This is a genomic window from Methylobacter marinus A45 (genome assembly GCF_000383855.1).
Lineage (GTDB): Bacteria > Pseudomonadota > Gammaproteobacteria > Methylococcales > Methylomonadaceae > Methylobacter > Methylobacter marinus.
In genome coordinates this window covers 4,324,891-4,342,548 of the sequence record NZ_KB912877.1, presented here as the reverse complement: position 1 = coordinate 4,342,548, position 17,658 = coordinate 4,324,891, and the positions used below count along the sequence as shown (strand labels likewise).

Here is a 17,658-nt window from a genome sequence, read left to right as displayed (position 1 = left end):
AGAACTACGCGGAAAGGTGTCGATTAAATTTTGAGCGCTTTTTTATACCCGCTCGGGGTCCGAAGCCTGCCATGCTCCGCAGGGCAGCCATCCGGCATTCGCCGGTTTCAAACACGGCCAAAACATCACCCCATGCGATGCTGTTTTTTCTCATTGGCAAAATCCGGCAAAGCCTCGTCATGATTCAGGATATGGACTTGCTTCATCCTTGCCTGAGTCAACGATGCAGGGCTATCCGGCTTTTTCTGGTCAAATTATTGTTCTGTATGCCTGCTCCAGACAGAAACACAGAACAATAATTCATTTACATTTTTTAGGGCTATTTGAATTGCAAGTAAATGATTACATTAAGCCTGAAAGTAAACAGAAAAAGAATAGGTATAAATACCTAGCCAAGCGCATTCCAATTTTCGGTCCTGTCCGCATTGAAACCACCTATAGCGATATGCCATACATCGGGCAGGCGGAAAAATTGTTGCGATTGGGCCCTGGCTCTTGCATCTCGTCCGTCCGCCAGTAATATTGAGACTTTTATCCTTTTAATCCCAGGAAGCACCCCATTAAAACCATCATGAATTCGCGTCGCTCAAAGCCGCTTCTGATCGGGCTGGCGGTCCTTCTTTCGATCGTCGCCGCCGCCTATCTGTTCAAGTCTTACAAGGCCCAGCCGCAACAGCATGACGGTGGCAAGCCGGGCAAACCCGGCCTGTCCGCCGTCGCGGTTGTGGCGGAAACCGCCTTGCAGGGCGACTTTCCGATCTATCTGAGCGGTTTGGGCACGGTCACGGCGCTCAATACCGCGACGATCAGATCGCGCGTCGACGGCGAACTGATCCGCGTCGCGTTCCGGGAAGGCCAGACGGTGCGCGCGGGCGATCTGCTGGCGGAAATCGATCCCCGCCCGTTCCGGGCCCGGCTCATGCAGGCCGAGGGTCAACTGCTGCGCGATGAAGCGTTGTTGAAGAACGCGCGGATCGATCTGGAACGCTACCAGACCCTGTTGGAGCAGGATTCCATTGCCGCGCAGCAGACCGCCACGCAGGAAGCGCTGGTCAGACAGTACCGCGGCATTGTGGAAACGGATCGCGGACTGATCGCGGATGCCAGGCTGCAGTTGGCTTACACGCGCATCACGGCCCCGTTCGCGGGGCGCCTGGGCCTGCGACTGGTCGATCAGGGCAATATCGTGCAGGCCTCCGATGTGACCGGTCTGGTCGTGCTGACGCAGATCCAGCCCATCACGGTCGTCTTCACCCTGCCCGAAACCGACCTGCCGGCCGTCATGAAACGGCTGCGCACCGGCGAGAGCCTGCCGATAGAAGCTTACGACCGGTCGGACCGGATCAAGCTGGCCCGGGGCAAACTCTTGGCCGTGGACAATCAGATCGACACCACGACCGGCACCATCAAGCTCAAGGCACAGTTCGACAATGAGGACCTGGCCCTGTTTCCGAACCAGTTCGTCAACGCCAGGCTGGTCGTCGACACGCTGCACGATGTCACGATCGCGCCGGCCGCGGCCATCCAGCGCGGCACGCCCGGCACCTTTGTCTATGTCGTGAACGAAGACAAGACCGTCAGCGTGCGGCCGCTGAAACTGGGCCCCGCCGAGGGCGAGAAGATCGCCGTGCTCGAGGGACTGGAACCCGGCGAACAGGTCGTGACCGATGGCGCCGACAAGCTGCGCGAGGGCGCCAAAGTCGACATCAGCACGCGCGAACCGGCGGCGCTGGCGCCATGAACCCGTCCCGCCTGTTCATCCTGCGCCCGGTCGCCACCTCGCTGTTGATGGCGGCGCTGCTGCTGGTCGGGATCGTCGCCTACCGCGCGCTGCCGATCTCCGCCCTGCCCCAGGTCGACTATCCGATGATCCAGATCGTCACGCTGTATCCCGGCGCCAGCCCGGACGTCATGACCTCGTCGGTTACGGCACCGCTGGAACGCCAGTTCGGCCAGATGCCGGGGCTCAACCAGATGTCGTCCTCCAGTTCGGGCGGCGCGTCGGTGATCACGCTTCAGTTCGACCTGGACCTGAGCCTCGACATCGCCGAGCAGGAAGTGCAGGCGGCCATCAACGCGGCCAGCAGCTTTCTGCCGACCGACCTGCCGATGCCGCCCATTTACAGCAAGGTCAACCCGGCCGACACGCCGATCATGACCCTGGCGGTCAGCTCGAAGACGCTGCCCCTGACCCGGGTCGAGGATCTGGTGGACACGCGCCTGGCGCAGAAGCTGTCGCAATTGCCGGGCGTCGGCCTGGTCAGCATCGGCGGCGGCCAGCGCCCGGCCGTGCGCATCCAGGCCAATCCCACGGCGCTCGCGGCCTACGGCATGAGCCTGGAAGACCTGCGCGCGGCCATTGTCGACGCCAATGTCAACCGCCCCAAGGGCATGTTCGACGGACCGACGCGCGCGGCCACCATCGATGCCAACGACCAGCTCCGCTCAGCAGCCGAGTTCAGGCCAATCATCATCGCCTACCGTAATGACCGGCCGGTGCGCCTGTCCGATGTCGCCGAGGTCAGCGACGCGGCCGAAAACGCACGCCTGGCGGCCTGGGCCAACGACACGGCGGCCGTGATCGTCAATATCCAGCGCCAGCCCGGCACCAACGTCATCGAGGTGGTGGACCGCATCAAGGCGCTGCTGCCCCAGTTGCGGGCGGCCATGCCCAGCGCCCTGGAAATCGTGCCGCTGAGCGACCGCACCATCACCATCCGCGCCTCGGTGCGGGATGTGCAGACCGAGCTGTTGCTGGCCGTGGCGCTGGTGGTGCTGGTGATCTTCCTGTTTCTGGGCAACGCCTCCGCGACCGCCATTCCGGGCGTCGCGGTGCCGCTGTCGCTGGTCGGCACGTTCGCCTTCATGTATCTGGCCGGCTTCAGCATCAACAATCTGACGCTGATGGCGCTGACCATCGCCACCGGCTTCGTTGTCGACGACGCCATCGTGGTGGTCGAGAACATCACCCGCTACCTCGAAAAGGGCGAAGCGCCCCTGCAGGCCGCGCTCAAGGGCTCGGAACAGATCGGCTCCACGATCATCTCGCTGACGCTGTCCATGGTGGCCGTGCTGATCCCGCTGCTGTTCATGGAAGATGTGGTCGGGCGCCTGTTCCGCGAATTCGCGATCACCCTGGCCGTGTCCATTCTGCTTTCCGGCGTGATCTCGCTGACCCTGACGCCGATGATGTGCGCGAAGATCCTGCGTCCGTCCTCGGAAAAAAAGACCGTCCGATACTTCGACAGGATCACGGCCGGCTACGGCAGGATGCTGACCCGGGTGCTGAACCATCAGGGCCTTACCCTGCTGGTGGTTCTGGCGACGCTGGCACTGACCGTGTTCCTGTATGTCATCGTGCCCAAGGGGTTCTTCCCGGTGCAGGATACCGGCATGATCCAGGGCATTTCCGAAGCGCCGCAGACCGTGTCTTTCGAAGCCATGGCGCGGCGCCAGCAGGCCCTGGCCAAGGTGGTGCTGGCCGATCCGGCCGTCGACAACCTGTCCTCGTTCATCGGCGTCGACGGCGCCAATCCCACGCTCAACAGCGGGCGTTTTCTCATCACCCTGAAACCGCTGGCCGAGCGCGGCGTCAATGCCTCGGAGGTCATCCGGCGGCTGCAGGCAAAGCTAAACGAGGTGCCCGGCATCACGCTGTACCTGCAACCGGTGCAGGATATGACCATCGAAAACCGCGTCAGCCGCATGCAGTACCAGTTCACGCTGGAAGCGGTCGATCCCGGGGAACTGAACCGGTGGACGCGGCGCCTGGTCGAGCAGTTGTCGCGCCAGCCGGCGCTGGCCGACGTAACCAGCGACGTTCAGGACCGGGGACTGCAAGTGTTCGTGTCGATAGACCGCGACAGCGCCAGCCGCCTGGGCGTCACCACCGAGGCCATCGACAGCGCCCTGTACAACGCCTTTGGCCAGCGGCTGATTTCGACCAGCTTCACGCAGTCGAACCAGTACCGCATCGTGCTGGAAGTCCAGCCCGAGTTCCAGCAGGGTCCCGCGGCCCTGGACGACATCCGCGTCGCCTCCGCCAACGATACGCAGGTGCCGCTGCCCGCCGTTGCCAGCCTGTCCGAGCGCTCGGCGCCGCTGCTGATCAATCACCTGGGCCAGTTCCCGGCCGCCACCATCTCCTTCAACCTGGCGCCCGGCGCGGCCCTCGGCGAGGCCATCGACAGCATTGAGGCCGCCAAGCGGAACATCGGCCTGCCCCTGAGCATACAGAGCAGTTACCAGGGCGCCACGCGCGCCTTCACGGCCTCGCTCACGAACACGCTGTGGCTGATCCTGGCCGCGATCGTGACCGTCTATATCGTGCTGGGCGTGCTGTACGAGAGCTATGCCCACCCGATCACGATCCTGTCGACGCTGCCGTCGGCCGGCATCGGCGCCCTGCTGGCCCTGATGCTGTCCGGCACCGACCTGGGCATCATCGGCATCATCGGCATCATTTTGCTGATCGGCATCGTCAAGAAAAACGCCATCATGATGATCGACTTCGCCCTGGAAGCCGAGCGCAAGGAAGGCAAACCGGCGCGCGAGGCGATTTTCCAGGCCTGCCTGCTGCGCTTTCGGCCGATCATGATGACGACGATGGCGGCGCTGCTCAGCGCCCTGCCCCTGATGCTGGGCACGGGCGTCGGGTCGGAGCTGCGCCATCCGCTGGGCATCACCATGGTCGGCGGATTGATTTTCAGCCAGATGCTGACACTGTTCACGACGCCGGTGATTTATCTGGCCTTCGACCGGCTGAGCCGGCGCCTGGCCCGGCCATGACAGGGCTGTCCGCGCATTTCATCGCCCGCCCCGTGGCAACCACGCTGCTGACGCTGTGGCTGGCGCTGGCCGGCCTGATGGCCTTTCTGCAACTGCCGGTCTCGCCGCTGCCGCAGGTCGATTTCCCGGCCATTTCCGTGCGCGCCCAGCTGCCCGGCGCCAACCCCGAGACCATGGCCGCCACGGTGGCCACACCGCTCGAGCGCGCCCTCGGCCGGATTGCCGGCATCAATGAAATGACCTCGGAGAGCACCACCGGCTCCACGCGCATCAACCTGCAGTTCGATCTTGACCGCGACATCGACGGCGCCGCGCGGGATGTGCAGGCCGCGATCAACGCGGCCGGCAGCCTGCTGCCCACGAACCTGCCGAGCCGCCCCAGCTATCGCAAGGTCAACCCGGCCGACGCGCCGATCATGATCATCGCCCTGACTTCGGCAACCCAGACACGCGGCCAGCTCTACGATGCCGCCTCGACCATTCTGGCGCAAAAGATTTCCCAGATTCCGGGCGTCGGCCAAGTGGACGTCGGCGGCAGTTCGCTGCCGGCGGTCCGGGTGGAACTCAATCCGGACGCCATGACCCGATACGGCATCGGTTTCCAGGATGTCCGCTCCGCGATCGCCGCGACCAATGCCAATCTGCCGAAAGGCGCCGTCGAGGACGCCGGCCGGCACTGGCAGATCTACGCCAATGACCAGATCGGCACGGCGAAGGAGTATCTGCCGCTGATCGTCAGCTATCGCAACGGCGCCGCCGTACGCATCGCCGACATCGGCGAAACCGTCGACTCGGTGGAAGACCTGCGCCATGCCGGCATCTACAATGGCAAGCCGTCCGTGCTGCTGATACTGAGAAAACAGCCCGAAGCCAACATCATCGAGACGGTGGACCGGATCCGGGCACTGCTGCCCCAACTCAAGGCCTCGATTCCGCAGGCCATCGATCTGTCGGTGCCCATGGACCGGGCCGGCACCATCCGCGCGTCGCTGCATGAGGTGGAGCGGTCGCTGTGGATCGCCACCGGACTGGTGGTCCTGGTCGTGTTCCTGTTCCTGCGCAACCTGCGTTCGGCCCTGATTCCGTCCATCACCGTGCCGTTGTCGCTGATCGGCACTTTCGGAGTCATGTATCTGTTCGGTTACAGCCTGAACAACCTGTCGCTGATGGCGCTGACCATCGCCACGGGCTTTGTCGTGGACGATGCCATCGTGGTGCTGGAAAACACCTCGCGCCATATCGAGCAAGGCCTGCCGCCGCACCAGGCCGCCATCAAGGGCGCCCGCGAGGTCGGCTTCACGGTATTGTCCATGAGCCTGTCGCTGATCGCCGTGTTCATCCCTATTCTGCTGATGGGCGGCATCGTCGGCCGCCTGTTCCGGGAGTTCGCGATCACGCTGTCGGCGGCGGTGCTGATCTCGCTGCTGCTGTCGCTGACCACGGCCCCGATGCTCTGCGCCCGCTGGCTGACCGGCGCCGGGGAGCAACAGCACGGCCGGCTCTATCACTGGAGCGAGCGGCAGTTCGAGCGCCTGCTCGCCGGCTATGAGCGGACGCTGCGCTGGTCGCTCGATCACGGGCCGCTGATGCTGGCCTTGCTGCTGGGCACGATCGTCCTGAATGTCTACCTGTATGTGATCGTGCCCAAGGGATTCTTTCCGATCCAGGATTCCGGCCGGCTGGCGGGCACCATCCGGGCCGACGAGAGCATTTCATCGCCCGCCATGCAGCAGAAACTGATCGATTTTGCCAAGACCGTGCTGCAGGATGCCGAAGTCAAGAACGTGGTCGGATTCACCAGCACCGGCAATACCGGGCGCATGTTCGTTACCCTCAAGCCGCTGGAGGAGCGCCAGCTGAGCGTCGACCAGCTGATGCAGCGCCTGCGCGCCAGTATTGCCGAGCAACCGGGCGCCAGCCTGTTCCTGCGGCCGGTCCAGGACCTGCGCATCGGCGCGCGCAGCTCGGCGGCCATGTTCGAATACACCCTGCAGGCCGAAGACCTCGCCGAACTGCGCGCCTGGACGCCGCAAATCCAGAGGGCGCTGGCGCAACGCCCGGAACTGGCGGACCTGAATACCGACCAGCAGGAAAAAGGCCAGCAGGTTTCCCTGGTCGTCGATCGTGACGCCGCCGGGCGCCTGGGCGTCAGCCTGGACCTGATCGACTCGACGCTGTACGACGCCTTCGGCCAGCGCCAGGTGTCGGTCATCTACACGCCGCTCAACCAGTATCATGTGGTCATGGAAGCGGCGCCCGAATACTGGCGGCATCCGGACACGCTGAAAAACCTGTACGTCAGCGTGCCGCCCGGCCCGCAGTCGCCGACCGCCAGGCAGGTGCCGTTTTCCGCCTTCGCCCGCTACGAGCTGACCAATGCGCCGCTGGCCGTCAACCATCAGGGCCAGTTCGCCGCCGCCACCCTGTCGTTCAATCTCCAGCCCGGCACCTCGCTGTCGGCGGCCACGCAGGCCATCGAGGAGACGATGAATCAGCTGGGCGTGCCCGATTCGATACAAGGCGGCTTTCAAGGCACGGCCAAGGCCTTCGCGCAATCCCTGAGCAACCAGCCCTGGCTGGTGCTGGCCGCGTTGACCGCGATTTATATCGTGCTGGGCATCCTGTACGAGAGCTATATCCATCCGTTGACCATTCTGTCCACACTGCCGTCGGCCGGCGTCGGCGCGATCCTTGCCCTGCTCGCGTTCGGAATCGAATTCAGCATCATCGCCCTGATCGGCGTGATCCTGCTGATCGGCCTGGTGAAAAAGAACGCCATCATGATGATCGACTTCGCCCTCGATGCCGAGCGCCACGACGGCCTGAACCCGCACGATGCCATTTTCACGGCCTGCCTCATGCGCTTTCGGCCGATCATGATGACGACCTTCGCGGCATTACTGGGCGCCTTGCCGCTGGCTTTCGGAACCGGCTACGGAGCCGAATTGCGCCAGCCGCTGGGCATTTCCATCGTCGGCGGCCTGATCGTCAGCCAGATGCTGACGCTGTACACGACGCCGGTCGTGTATCTGTATCTGGACCGCTTCCAGTGTTGGTGCCGGCGCCGCTTCGGCCGCGATCCGGCCGCTGTCCGCTTACCGCGCTTTTGACAGGCCCGTCATACGTTTGTTCGTCAATCTGTCGATTTTGGAAGCAAGCGATTTTACCGATGAACCGCAACGATGAGCGCAGGGTTCGGGTTCCATATCCAATCAAGCGGGTCGGCGGCAACGCCTGGCATCACACCACCTTCCGCCTCGTCTGCGGGACAAACCGCAATCTCTGGGCGCAAGTACAGCGCGGAGAAGTCCGCGCGGATTTGTATTTCCGGATCGTCGGTTTCATTTGCCGGCCGCGCGCCGGCTGGAAGAATAAGAAAATCCAGCCGCAGTGCGACCATCTGGGCTTTGCCGCTGGAAATAGAAAAATTTTAAACCGCGCTGATAAACTGAAATCCTACCGGTCAAAACAGCGCAGGCGCTGAAGGGATTTTGCGGGAACGCACGATGCAAGAAAACGCATCAATGGGGTTGCCTCAGTTTGGAAGGGATGTATTATGATTAAAGGGATTTTTTTATTCATAGGCTAAATTAACGAGGTGACGGATGCTTGATAAAACTCTGGCGATCATCCTGGCTGGTGGAGCGGGTTCTCGACTGCATCCACTGACGGCTGATCGGGCCAAGCCCGCTGTGCCATTCGGCGGCAATTACCGGATCATCGACTTCACGCTGACCAACTGCCTGCACTCCGGATTGCGGCGCGTGCTGGTGCTGACTCAATACAAGTCGCATTCCCTGCAAAAGCATCTGCGCGATGGCTGGGCCATCTTCAACCCCGAACTCTCCGAATTCATAACGGCCGTGCCGCCCCAGATGCGGACCGGCGAATCCTGGTACTCCGGGACGGCCGACGCCATCCGCCAGAATCTGTTTCTGCTCGAGCGCAGCAATGCCAGTTATGTGCTGATTCTGTCAGGCGATCATATCTACCGCATGGATTATGCCGCAATGCTCCAGTTTCATCGTGACCACGGCGCCGGGCTGACCATCGCCTGCATGCCCGTGCCGCTCGCCAGCGCCGGCTCTTTTGGCGTCATGTCAGTGGACGCAACCAATCGAATTCGCGAATTCCACGAAAAGCCGGAAAATCCCAAGCCCCTGCCGAACGATCCCCATCATGCCCTGGCCTCCATGGGCATCTATATTTTCAGCATGGACCTGCTCTGCCAGGCACTGCATGCCGACCACGCTCTTGCCCAATCAAGCCATGATTTCGGCAAGGACATCATTCCGCGGCTTATCCAATCGCATAACGTTTACGCTTACGAGTTCGGCGGAGAATCCGGCCGGGTCACGCCGGACCGTTACTGGCGCGATGTCGGCACGATAGACAGCTACTACTCGGCCAATATGGACCTGCTCGCGCCGGTTCCGCCGCTGAACCTGTACCAGCCCGACTGGCCCATCCGCACCTACCACGGCCAAAACCCGCCCGCGCGCATGGGCCCCGGAGCGAATGGGCACGAAGGACTGCTGGTCAATTCCCTGCTCGGCAGCGGGACGATCGTCTCCGGAGGCACGGTCAAACATTCGATCCTGTTCCCGCAAGTCCAGGTGCATGAAGACGCCGTAATCGAAGACTCGATCCTGTTCGACGGGGTGCAGGTCGGAGCCGGCGCACACCTGAATCGCTGCATCGTCGACAAAAATGTGCGGATTCCGCCCGGCGAGCGGATCGGCTTTGACCCCGGCGCCGATGCGGCTCGCTTTGTTGTTTCGGAATCCGGCGTTACTGTTGTTCCGAAGGGGTACTGCTTTCTTTCCGATTAATGGCAGTGTCAATAAGCGTTGAAAACTTTTCAGCTCGTAGGATGCGCTGATAGCAGTTTGCTATCCGCACCAGATCCGACAGGTTGCCAGCCGTTTTTTCATGTAATTTTTTCCCCAATTGCCCGGCTTTCCATGCCAAATCCGTAGCCAAATCTGCTGTTTTCGGGTCTATTGAGTCGAGCAAGCAGGGCTCTATCCGAGAAGGTGTTTCTTGTGGTATGGTCATTTGCCGATCTTTTTAATGATATAACTTACTGTTACTTAGAAGTTTTTTTGTTGTTAATGACAACTTTTTTCCGATATAGAATGCCGATTCTAAAGCATAATGCAAGTCTATGTTTTATCAATAAAAATTCATACTTATGGGAATGTTTTTTGCCGACTAAAGAATGCCAATTTATGGGATCGACTTGCTGTCGACCATTAACCTCATAATTAAGGGATTGAAGTCCATCAGAAGTGTAACCCATGCGGCAGAGGCACGGAATGGGACAGTATTCATTAGAGCTGTAGTGGTCAAGTTTTTTCGGGCACCGAGATGGTAGAATCCAGTCGCTGATCAATCTGCTGCAGAAGCCGTTACGGCAGTATGACATCCAGCAGATGGATGAAACCAGCCTGCAGGTGCTCGAGGAGGACAGCAAAAAAGCCCAGTCCAAGTCCTATCTGCGGATACAATGCGCCGGGGCGGCACGTGATCATATTCACCTATGATCCTTTCCGCATCCGATGCAAGTCAGCAAAATCAGGGTCAGTTCTAACATGCCCACATCATTCCCGGTTATTCTTTTCAAATTGCCTGCCTCACAGATCGTAGGCTGGGCTGAAGCTTTGCGGAAACCCAGCTTTGATGACGTCGAAATGCTGGGTTTACCAACTCAGCCTACGAACTCTGTAGCCGGGCAATTCATGCGTCTACGCGGGCTTTTCAGCGTCTGCTTGAGCTTTTTGTTATTTCTTTTTCGTTGACTAACTTATCACAGGCTATTTTGCTTTCCGTGTAATAGAATTTACTGTATAGAAGCCAACGGTAAGTGACATCGCTACAAATACTGTAATGCTGTTTATGAGCATACTTGTCTACTAGGTAATGAGTCAGTTGCGGAAAGGCGAACATTAGCAGGAGGCTGATTACTATGCCGCGCGTAAATAATGCTTCCATTTTTCGGGTCAACTCTAATCCTAAAATCCCTTGCATTACTCCTCCAATGCTTAATAAGAGAAGACCAAGCCCACAACCAAGCATATACATAGATCCTTTATCAAAACCAACAACCGGCTCTTCCAAGCGAAATTTTGAGATGAGTTCAGTGATACTAATAAAAAACCAAGTTAATGCCGCAAGAGTCAGTATTGAAAAAAAAGAAACACTTAAAATTCGGACTAAGAGTGAAGGACGCTGCTCATCATTCATAATCGAAGCCTCGGCCTTCCGGAAAGAAGTTTATCTAAGGTATGCCTTGCAGTATTAATTAAGATGGCTCTGGCAGAGTCAACTGCATAGTCGAAAATTGAATCGGCCAATTCACCTGCGTTCCGATACAAGTTTTGCTTTACACCTTCAATCCTATCTCCTATATCTGCAATATCATCCAAGCCTGCTATAACCCGATCTGTGATGCCATAGCGTTCGTCTAAAACGCTCAAAGCCATGGATGTTCCAATCCCAACCAAAACAACCGCCGCGATTGGTCCAATTGCCACAGTAAATCCCAGAGCAACAGCTGCTGAGGCCGCCGCTATCGATGCACCTGTAGCAATTCCAACTTTCACTACATCAGTGGCCAAAGAGCCAATAAGCTGGCTTAAGGTGGCCTGATCCGTTAAAAAATAGTCCGTAACTCTATAAGCGGAAAGCAGGATCACGGAAAGGATGCCTCCAGATTTTGCCGCGTGTATTGCCCCCGCCTTCCCCAGCCCCATAGTAATAACTTTGGGATTTTTAATTCCGTACTTTGTGCCAGTCAGAACACGTCGCAACCCAGGATGCCCTTTTAGAATGATGTGTGGCTTCCCGCCATATGTCTTGACGTAGGCTTTGGTGGTAAATCCGCCAAGGTCACCGACGAGTTTGCTTAACGTTCTCAAATCATCTGCCGAGGCGTAATAGCTTACTCCGACTTCTACTTTGCCTTTTAATTTTTGCCATGCATTCTTAATATGCGGTAAATTTCCTTTTGGCGATGACCGCACAATGGCGTCCATTTCCTCAATAGAAACAACAAAAATTTCATTCTGATTTGACTTTATTTGCTGCCTTAGCTCTTTCTTTTCCTGCTCTGAAAGCATTTCAACTTACTCCTTTGGTTGAGTTTATGATGAGAAATAACGTTCCGCTTGAGCCGCAGCTTGCCCTGGAACTGTAGCGGAAAGGTAAGCCGTCAGACTCAAAGCGGTTGTTAGGAGCCCGCTCACTCATAGAACTTACCCGCGTACAGAATGTGGGCACAGCGATACCACGGATTTTGGCCCGACGTGTTGTTTTTGGGTTCATTGCTGTTGAATTTCCCCACACTGCAGCGGCCCCAAGCATGGCGTCAATTGTGCCATTCTGCCAACCGAGTGCGCCCGAAGCATAAGGACTTCGAGAACTTGCTTGCTCCATCTCTCGTTCTTCTGAATAGTCCGCAGCTAATGCGTCGATGAAGGCGATAAACGTAGCCTCATCGTTCACTTGGCTTAGCAGTGAATCCAAATCACGTGCCATTGATAGCGCCTGACGTTAAAGCTGTGCGGCGCAAACGAAGCGCAGCGTAGTTTGCGTCCGAACGAGCGCCTTGTTATGCGAATTAAACGACACTGGCTCTTACCTTGCTGGTGATAAGCCCACCTAATTTGCTTACAATTTTTTCTTTCAATTCCTCAGATGAGGTTTGTTTTGCAACTTCCAATTCAGCTGGCGTGATACCTACCACCTGCAGTAAATCGACTTGGCCGGACTTAATGGAAAAACTTTCTGGAAAATTAACGGGGTGGGCAAACATCATTGTTTTTATATCCTCTGATAAAGCGAGAGGAACACGGTTCCCGTAATCAAGAGGCGGAAAATCACCCATTTTTCCGGCGGCAAGGAGCAGCTTATACGCCATTAGTGTTTGAAGCACATCAATAGCCCACATTTCTTCTTCATTTGTTTCCATCAGAAACTCCACACCGAGGCCTGAATATTCTTCTGGAGATTCAGTTTCCCATGGGTTTGACATGCCAGATGTAACATATGCCCATGTTTTTCTATTTTCAGTTGGAGGGCACTTAAATACTCCGTGCGTCAACCACCGAGGATCAACAGTATTGGCATTCATCCGATCAAATATCTCGGTTGATAATGGGTAAATGTCTTGCCCAGTATCGCCAAATATTTGTTTGTATACTTTTTCTTCTCGCTCTTCCCAAGATTCTTCAAGGAAGCTCATGATGTTTCCTTCGCATAATGCCTCGGCTCAGGCGACCGCAAAAGCGGCCCACCGAAGGCATGAAAAAACACGAAACCCGCGCCGCTTTTGCGGGTCGCATGCAGCCGATTGTTAGCCGCCTTATTCTGAGACCGGTGGAAGTAGTCTTTTGGCATCTTGAATAACTATCTGAGTAGAAGACTTCTGCAATGACCTTCTTGCTTTCTGTCTCACTCAGCTCCAGATACATTCCATCGCGATCAACATCGCTGCCCCGGATAATGCTGTATTTGGTGCCGTCAGCTACCACCATCTCTCCCGTTTCAGGCTAACGCCGAGCTCACCCGACCAAAAACCGCAAAGCGGTTTTTGGTCGGGTGAAGCGCTGTATTATGCGCTTTGTGTATATTAGTTTGTCTTTTCAACGCTTTTTGCCCAAAACGTTATTGAGCCATTCGTAGACTCAAAGTCACCGACATAGACATTAATTGACTCTAAACCATGTTTTGATACGTCTTCTATATACATGCCGCGAGTTGCGTAAGGAAAGCCTTTTTCTATTTCGAGATCCCTAGGATCCCAAAACCTCAACTTGCATACCTCGCTACCTTTTTTAAGATGGAGGTCAATATAGGATTTGGAGCTGTCTTCATCATCAAACCTATATGCGAAGTACTCAATATCGCATAGGTGCGGCGATTCAACTATGCTGTGATAAGTTCTTTCCATATTTCACGCATAACAAGTAATTCTCTAGGAGTCTGTCGGATTAATAAAAGCTCATCGCCCCGACTCATCAAATTTAAAATTTGAAAAGCCGTATCGGATCAGTTTTTTTGTCCAGATTCTGTTTTCGCAAGCAGTTAAGTTTCTGTTTTGCCTTATTAGCTCGTAGGCTGGGTTGGAGCTTTGCGGAAACCCAGCTTTGATGACTGACCCCATGTTTTTTACATGTTTGTTTATATACTCCAAACATACTCTGTAGCCGGTCAATTCATGCGTCCGATTACGCTGCGCTAATCGGACCTACGCGGGCTCCCCTGTAGCACGTTCATGATGATGTGTTTCAATCTAAATCAATTTCAGAAAATCCAGAATCATTTTTACCCCGACTACAGACGCTAAATTTGAGAGCATTGATAAAGAGAAAAACCCCGCACAGCCTAAAGTCGGAATAAAACAGTTCCTTCATTACATAGTGACAGTATTTTTCTTTGTCGGTATATCTTTTAGTCTTACCGTCTATTGTGGATGAATCGCTTATCCAAAAATCGTGTTTATTATTTTTTATTTTTTCCCTTAAATATAGTATTTCGAATCGAAATGTACTATTGATTAGCTCTCCAGACAACTTATTACTGAAATCGATTGCTATCGCCTCCCAAGCTTTTCGATCTATTGAATTCTTTTTCATCTGCTCAACAGCTTTAAAAGACAGTGAATCGTAAAAATTCCACAGCCGGCCCTTGCGATACCAAAGAAAAGTTACGAACGCGATAATTATTGTTGGGTTTATTTGGCTAAACAATATTCTGTCCCTCCTGTGTGCAAATAGGCTAACGTAAAGGTAAGCTGGGTGGGCAAACAGCCTCATCGTTTGTCTGCCGTTTGAATCAAAGTCGGTGAGCATAAAAGTGCTGCCCACCCTACTGGGCTTGAGTTTCGTGTTAGGGCCAATTGCCATCAGGTGACTGCTTGGGCCAGCAATGCCAAAGTCTCAAGCGCTGCCTCTGCATTCTTGCGATACCCGGAGTAGTTCGCGAAGGCATCGGAAGTGACAATGGTTGATGCAGTGCCATCCGCGAATTGAAGTGCCGCAGTAGCCACCAGCCCCCTGATTTCCGCGAAAACACTTACGTCCTTCCTCTTTCGTTCGAAGAGCATTGACAGCACTGATCGTTGGCGACGAAAGGACCGGCTCGCGTTCCAGATTCCCCAAAGAGCCGTGGACAAAGGTGGGTTGATCTCTTGGTAATACTCTGACAAGGGCAAGAGCAGCGCAATAAGATCATCGGCGGAACACGATCTATCCAGGCCTTCCCAAGGCAACGCTGATTCCATAAAAACACCGGCTCTGCACGCCGGTTCGAACACAGCTCGCATTAGTCGTTCGTCGAGATCGAGGACGCCCTTGGCGTTCTGCTTGATCCTTTTCATGTCTTCGAGCAAAGCACTGTCTCCCAAGGTCTACTAACGCCGCAATTCACCGGCGGCAAAAAGCATAGCGAGGGACGAGCGGCGCTTTTTGCCGTCCGAGTGAAATTGCCTTGTTATACGCTTTTACTGACATACTCCGTTAACTCACTCCATATATTTACAAGCCCTACATACTGATATGTCGCAGTTGTTGCTACGCCATCGGATGGAACAGATGACGCTTCAAGGTCGAACAAAATATCTGTAATTGCTTCGGCCTCTTCTGCTTTGCATCGAACTTCGTAATAACACTGTTGAGCATCACCGTCGTATTTTTCTGGAAACGGTATTGGTTTACCTGCAATTATTGCCTCAATGATTTTAGCTTCTGATGCTCCCTCCTTTTTTAAAGCCGCCAGAGTTTTAAGAAGAACATCACTTTGCAGTACGTTCGGCTTTGAGCATACTTCTTTGTATTCCGATCCGTTCATATTTTCACGTATAACAAGTGAATCTCTAGATCTGCATATCTTACACACTGCACTACAGCATCAAAACAATTTTTCCAAAAACGTTGTAGTTTTAAACGGGATAACCTACCTACGTCATTTTCACGATAAACAGATCCAGATAATTTCAATACGTATGTTTACAGCTGATTGCCCAAGCAACTCAGCAACTGACCGTTATACTGCTAATTGTCGCCATTCAAATAATTCGAGTGAAGACCGCAACGGGCCGGCAGCGGCCAATCAATAAGTTCAAATGGCGGTTGGTGACATGAGTGTTGGGGCTATCCCTATATGCCGATACTGAACCTCAAACTCAAAGCTGCAAATAGACTTGGATATATCCCCGGAATCCAATAAGAGCCATCGAAATAAAATTCAGCAAGCAACAACCCCAGGCCGTTCCATTCCGATCAAGTTAAGAAAATTCCCCGCCAGAATCAGCTGTTCCTGCGCATGCGGAAGTTTTAAAAGCCGAATTTTAGCGAGTTCCACCGCCGGGTGCAGCCATGGCCCGTCCGAGCCGAAAAGAAGTTTCCGGGCGCCGCCGCGTTCGATCAGGCGTGCCAATAAATCGAAAAAGCGCACTCCGGCGCTATCGGCATGGATGTTGGGATAAGATTCCAGCCGCTCCAACAATGCCGTTTGCGCCCGCCAACTCTCGCCGAAACTCCCGAGGTGAGGAATGATGGAATTGACGCCGGGGTAATGTATCGCCAGCCAATCCACCATCGCCAGCTCGTTTTCGATATCGTATAGCACCGGCAGGTTATATGCCCTGGCCGCCTCGCAAACCTCGCGGCTGATACGCGCATCCTTCCGATGGGCTTTGATGCCCACGAAGCCGTATGCGTCCACGGCGGTTTGTACCATGCGGAAAATCCTGCCTTTATCGCGTATTGGATGGACGTAAGCGAAACCGAAAAAGCGCTGCGGAAAATGTTTGACGAGGCGCGCGACGCTACGGTCCGCCGCCGCGTAATCTTGATGGAAATTGGCAAACAGCACGCTATGCGTGATCCCTGCGGCCGATGCCCGGCGCATATACTCAAGCAGGACGGGGCAGAAGGCGACTAAAGTCGCCCCCACATGATTGCATAAGCCCCGTCTTAATTTAAGAACTGCACGTTCTTTGCAGTCATTTATGAATTCACGCTATCCGGAGCCGCCACGGCAAGCATGACGGCATTGCTTTTAAACACGGCGTTGACCGGCATGCCGGACTTCAGCCCCAGGGATTCGGCGCTGGATTGGGTGATCGTGGCGACCAGGCTCTCTCCGCCGGGCAGCCGGAGCGCGATCTGCGCATCGATGCCATCCCGCTGCATGCGGACCACGGTGCCGGGCAGGCTGTTGCGCGCCGACAGCTGTTGATGGCCGAACTCGGTGACAATGCTGATCTCCGGGGCATTGATCAGCAGCAGCACATCCTGGCCGACATTAAGTTCAAGCCGGTCAAGCACCGCCAGATTCATGGAAGCGGCAACCGGCTCACCGCCTTTCAGCTCGACGAGTGCTTCAACATTGACGGGGCCGGGTTGAATGGCAGTGATAGTGCCGAACAGCTGATTGGTGGCGCTGGTTTTGATGGACAGCGGTTTAAGAAGCAGCACCATCTCGGGATCGTCCGCCAGAGTCTGATTGAGATGCCGCAAGAACTGCCGGTGCTGTTGCTCGAGCTGCATGAACAGTTGCAGCAGCGCCTGACCGGCAGTAGTCAAACGCGTGCCGCCGCCCTTGCTGCCGCCGGTTGTCGTCGCGATCAGCACTTTGGGCGCCAGGTTGTTGGCACGCTCTATCATTTGCCAGGCGCCTTTGTAACTCAAGCCCTGCTGTTTGGCGGCCTGATTGATGGAACCGCTTTCGTCGATGGCCCTTAGCAAGCCGATCATGCGCCTGTCCAGTATGCCGGCCAGCCGCAATTCGCCTTCGATCCAGGCGGTGTTCATGTTGTCATTCGGGTTGTCTGGCATATTTTTCTCTTAACGTGTGAGTGCTGAT

The 17,658-nt window shown here is 55.7% G+C and carries 17 protein-coding genes; 6 read left to right on the top strand and 11 right to left on the bottom strand.

Translation table 11 applies throughout. The features are described 5' to 3' along the window. Positions 1-571: 571 nt before the first annotated feature. From METMA_RS0120370 to glgC, 5 genes are all read left to right on the top strand, one after another. Positions 572-1,741, top strand: a complete 1,170-nt coding sequence (locus METMA_RS0120370) for an MdtA/MuxA family multidrug efflux RND transporter periplasmic adaptor subunit (protein ID WP_020160964.1) — start codon at positions 572-574, stop codon at positions 1,739-1,741. Continuing rightward, complete coding sequence (locus METMA_RS0120365) at positions 1,738-4,788, top strand: MdtB/MuxB family multidrug efflux RND transporter permease subunit (RefSeq protein ID WP_020160963.1); 3,051 nt, start codon at positions 1,738-1,740, stop codon at positions 4,786-4,788. The genes METMA_RS0120370 and METMA_RS0120365 overlap by 4 nt, the downstream gene beginning before the upstream one ends. After that, positions 4,785-7,898, top strand: a complete 3,114-nt coding sequence (locus tag METMA_RS0120360; protein ID WP_020160962.1) for a multidrug efflux RND transporter permease subunit — start codon at positions 4,785-4,787, stop codon at positions 7,896-7,898. The genes METMA_RS0120365 and METMA_RS0120360 overlap by 4 nt, the downstream gene beginning before the upstream one ends. 59 nt (positions 7,899-7,957) lie before the next feature. Beyond that, on the top strand, positions 7,958-8,272 hold the full coding sequence (locus tag METMA_RS28255) for a sigma 54-interacting transcriptional regulator (RefSeq protein WP_020160961.1): 315 nt from the start codon (positions 7,958-7,960) through the stop codon (positions 8,270-8,272). A 121-nt stretch (positions 8,273-8,393) separates the two neighbouring features. Next, positions 8,394-9,620, top strand: coding sequence for a glucose-1-phosphate adenylyltransferase (gene glgC, locus METMA_RS0120350; RefSeq protein ID WP_020160960.1), 1,227 nt, complete (start codon positions 8,394-8,396; stop codon positions 9,618-9,620). Here glgC and METMA_RS27220 read toward each other — a convergent pair. Then, positions 9,580-9,846, bottom strand: coding sequence for a hypothetical protein (locus METMA_RS27220; protein WP_156830572.1), 267 nt, complete (start codon positions 9,844-9,846; stop codon positions 9,580-9,582). The two genes, glgC and METMA_RS27220, sit on opposite strands and share 41 nt — an antisense overlap. Before the next feature lie 320 nt (positions 9,847-10,166). Between METMA_RS27220 and METMA_RS28250 the strand changes: the two genes are divergently transcribed. After that, complete coding sequence (locus METMA_RS28250; RefSeq protein WP_156830675.1) at positions 10,167-10,334, top strand: IS66 family transposase; 168 nt, start codon at positions 10,167-10,169, stop codon at positions 10,332-10,334. A gap of 214 nt (positions 10,335-10,548) precedes the next feature. Here METMA_RS28250 and METMA_RS0120340 read toward each other — a convergent pair whose 3' ends face one another. The 10 genes from METMA_RS0120340 to METMA_RS0120290 all read right to left on the bottom strand — a co-directional run bounded on the left by METMA_RS0120340 (position 10,549) and on the right by METMA_RS0120290 (position 17,630). Further along, positions 10,549-11,034 carry a hypothetical protein gene (locus METMA_RS0120340; RefSeq protein WP_020160958.1) on the bottom strand — a complete coding sequence of 162 codons (486 nt, stop codon included), beginning with the start codon at positions 11,032-11,034 and terminating at the stop codon, positions 10,549-10,551. Continuing rightward, positions 11,031-11,909: a hypothetical protein gene (locus METMA_RS0120335; protein WP_020160957.1), complete on the bottom strand. Its 879-nt coding sequence runs from the start codon at positions 11,907-11,909 to the stop codon at positions 11,031-11,033. Before METMA_RS0120335 ends, METMA_RS0120340 begins: the two co-directional genes overlap by 4 nt. A 1-nt stretch (position 11,910) precedes the next feature. Beyond that, positions 11,911-12,327 carry a hypothetical protein gene (locus tag METMA_RS25220; protein WP_040590746.1) on the bottom strand — a complete coding sequence of 139 codons (417 nt, stop codon included), beginning with the start codon at positions 12,325-12,327 and terminating at the stop codon, positions 11,911-11,913. 82 nt (positions 12,328-12,409) lie between these two features. After that, the gene (locus METMA_RS0120325; protein WP_020160956.1) at positions 12,410-13,033 is read right to left on the bottom strand and encodes a suppressor of fused domain protein; all 624 of its coding nucleotides are present in this window, start codon (positions 13,031-13,033) and stop codon (positions 12,410-12,412) included. Positions 13,034-13,420: 387 nt separating this feature from the next. Beyond that, positions 13,421-13,741, bottom strand: a complete 321-nt coding sequence (locus METMA_RS0120315; protein WP_020160954.1) for a hypothetical protein — start codon at positions 13,739-13,741, stop codon at positions 13,421-13,423. 337 nt (positions 13,742-14,078) lie between these two features. Next, positions 14,079-14,696, bottom strand: coding sequence for a hypothetical protein (locus METMA_RS0120310; protein WP_020160953.1), 618 nt, complete (start codon positions 14,694-14,696; stop codon positions 14,079-14,081). Beyond that, positions 14,696-15,181: a hypothetical protein gene (locus METMA_RS0120305; RefSeq protein ID WP_156830571.1), complete on the bottom strand. Its 486-nt coding sequence runs from the start codon at positions 15,179-15,181 to the stop codon at positions 14,696-14,698. The genes METMA_RS0120310 and METMA_RS0120305 overlap by 1 nt, the downstream gene beginning before the upstream one ends. Before the next feature lie 101 nt (positions 15,182-15,282). Continuing rightward, on the bottom strand, positions 15,283-15,639 hold the full coding sequence (locus METMA_RS0120300) for a hypothetical protein (RefSeq protein ID WP_020160951.1): 357 nt from the start codon (positions 15,637-15,639) through the stop codon (positions 15,283-15,285). 396 nt (positions 15,640-16,035) lie between these two features. Then, positions 16,036-16,746, bottom strand: a complete 711-nt coding sequence (locus METMA_RS25215; protein ID WP_156830570.1) for an amidohydrolase family protein — start codon at positions 16,744-16,746, stop codon at positions 16,036-16,038. Between the two features lie 53 nt (positions 16,747-16,799). Further along, positions 16,800-17,630, bottom strand: coding sequence for a TOBE domain-containing protein (locus METMA_RS0120290; protein ID WP_020160949.1), 831 nt, complete (start codon positions 17,628-17,630; stop codon positions 16,800-16,802). Between the last annotated feature and the right edge of the window lie 28 nt (positions 17,631-17,658).

What these genes read in the sequence shown, in the direction of transcription:
- METMA_RS27220 (WP_156830572.1), bottom strand. Translation starts at nt 9,846, where the DNA reads ATGACCATACCACAAGAAACACCTTCTCGGATAGAGCCCTGCTTGCTC.
- METMA_RS0120340 (WP_020160958.1), bottom strand. Translation starts at nt 11,034, where the DNA reads ATGAATGATGAGCAGCGTCCTTCACTCTTAGTCCGAATTTTAAGTGTT.
- METMA_RS0120360 (WP_020160962.1), top strand. Translation starts at nt 4,785, where the DNA reads ATGACAGGGCTGTCCGCGCATTTCATCGCCCGCCCCGTGGCAACCACG.
- METMA_RS0120370 (WP_020160964.1), top strand. Translation starts at nt 572, where the DNA reads ATGAATTCGCGTCGCTCAAAGCCGCTTCTGATCGGGCTGGCGGTCCTT.
- glgC (WP_020160960.1), top strand. Translation starts at nt 8,394, where the DNA reads ATGCTTGATAAAACTCTGGCGATCATCCTGGCTGGTGGAGCGGGTTCT.
- METMA_RS0120365 (WP_020160963.1), top strand. Translation starts at nt 1,738, where the DNA reads ATGAACCCGTCCCGCCTGTTCATCCTGCGCCCGGTCGCCACCTCGCTG.
- METMA_RS0120310 (WP_020160953.1), bottom strand. Translation starts at nt 14,696, where the DNA reads ATGGCAATTGGCCCTAACACGAAACTCAAGCCCAGTAGGGTGGGCAGC.
- METMA_RS0120290 (WP_020160949.1), bottom strand. Translation starts at nt 17,630, where the DNA reads ATGCCAGACAACCCGAATGACAACATGAACACCGCCTGGATCGAAGGC.
- METMA_RS28255 (WP_020160961.1), top strand. Translation starts at nt 7,958, where the DNA reads ATGAACCGCAACGATGAGCGCAGGGTTCGGGTTCCATATCCAATCAAG.
- METMA_RS25220 (WP_040590746.1), bottom strand. Translation starts at nt 12,327, where the DNA reads ATGGCACGTGATTTGGATTCACTGCTAAGCCAAGTGAACGATGAGGCT.
- METMA_RS0120300 (WP_020160951.1), bottom strand. Translation starts at nt 15,639, where the DNA reads ATGAACGGATCGGAATACAAAGAAGTATGCTCAAAGCCGAACGTACTG.
- METMA_RS0120335 (WP_020160957.1), bottom strand. Translation starts at nt 11,909, where the DNA reads ATGCTTTCAGAGCAGGAAAAGAAAGAGCTAAGGCAGCAAATAAAGTCA.
- METMA_RS0120325 (WP_020160956.1), bottom strand. Translation starts at nt 13,033, where the DNA reads ATGAGCTTCCTTGAAGAATCTTGGGAAGAGCGAGAAGAAAAAGTATAC.
- METMA_RS0120315 (WP_020160954.1), bottom strand. Translation starts at nt 13,741, where the DNA reads ATGGAAAGAACTTATCACAGCATAGTTGAATCGCCGCACCTATGCGAT.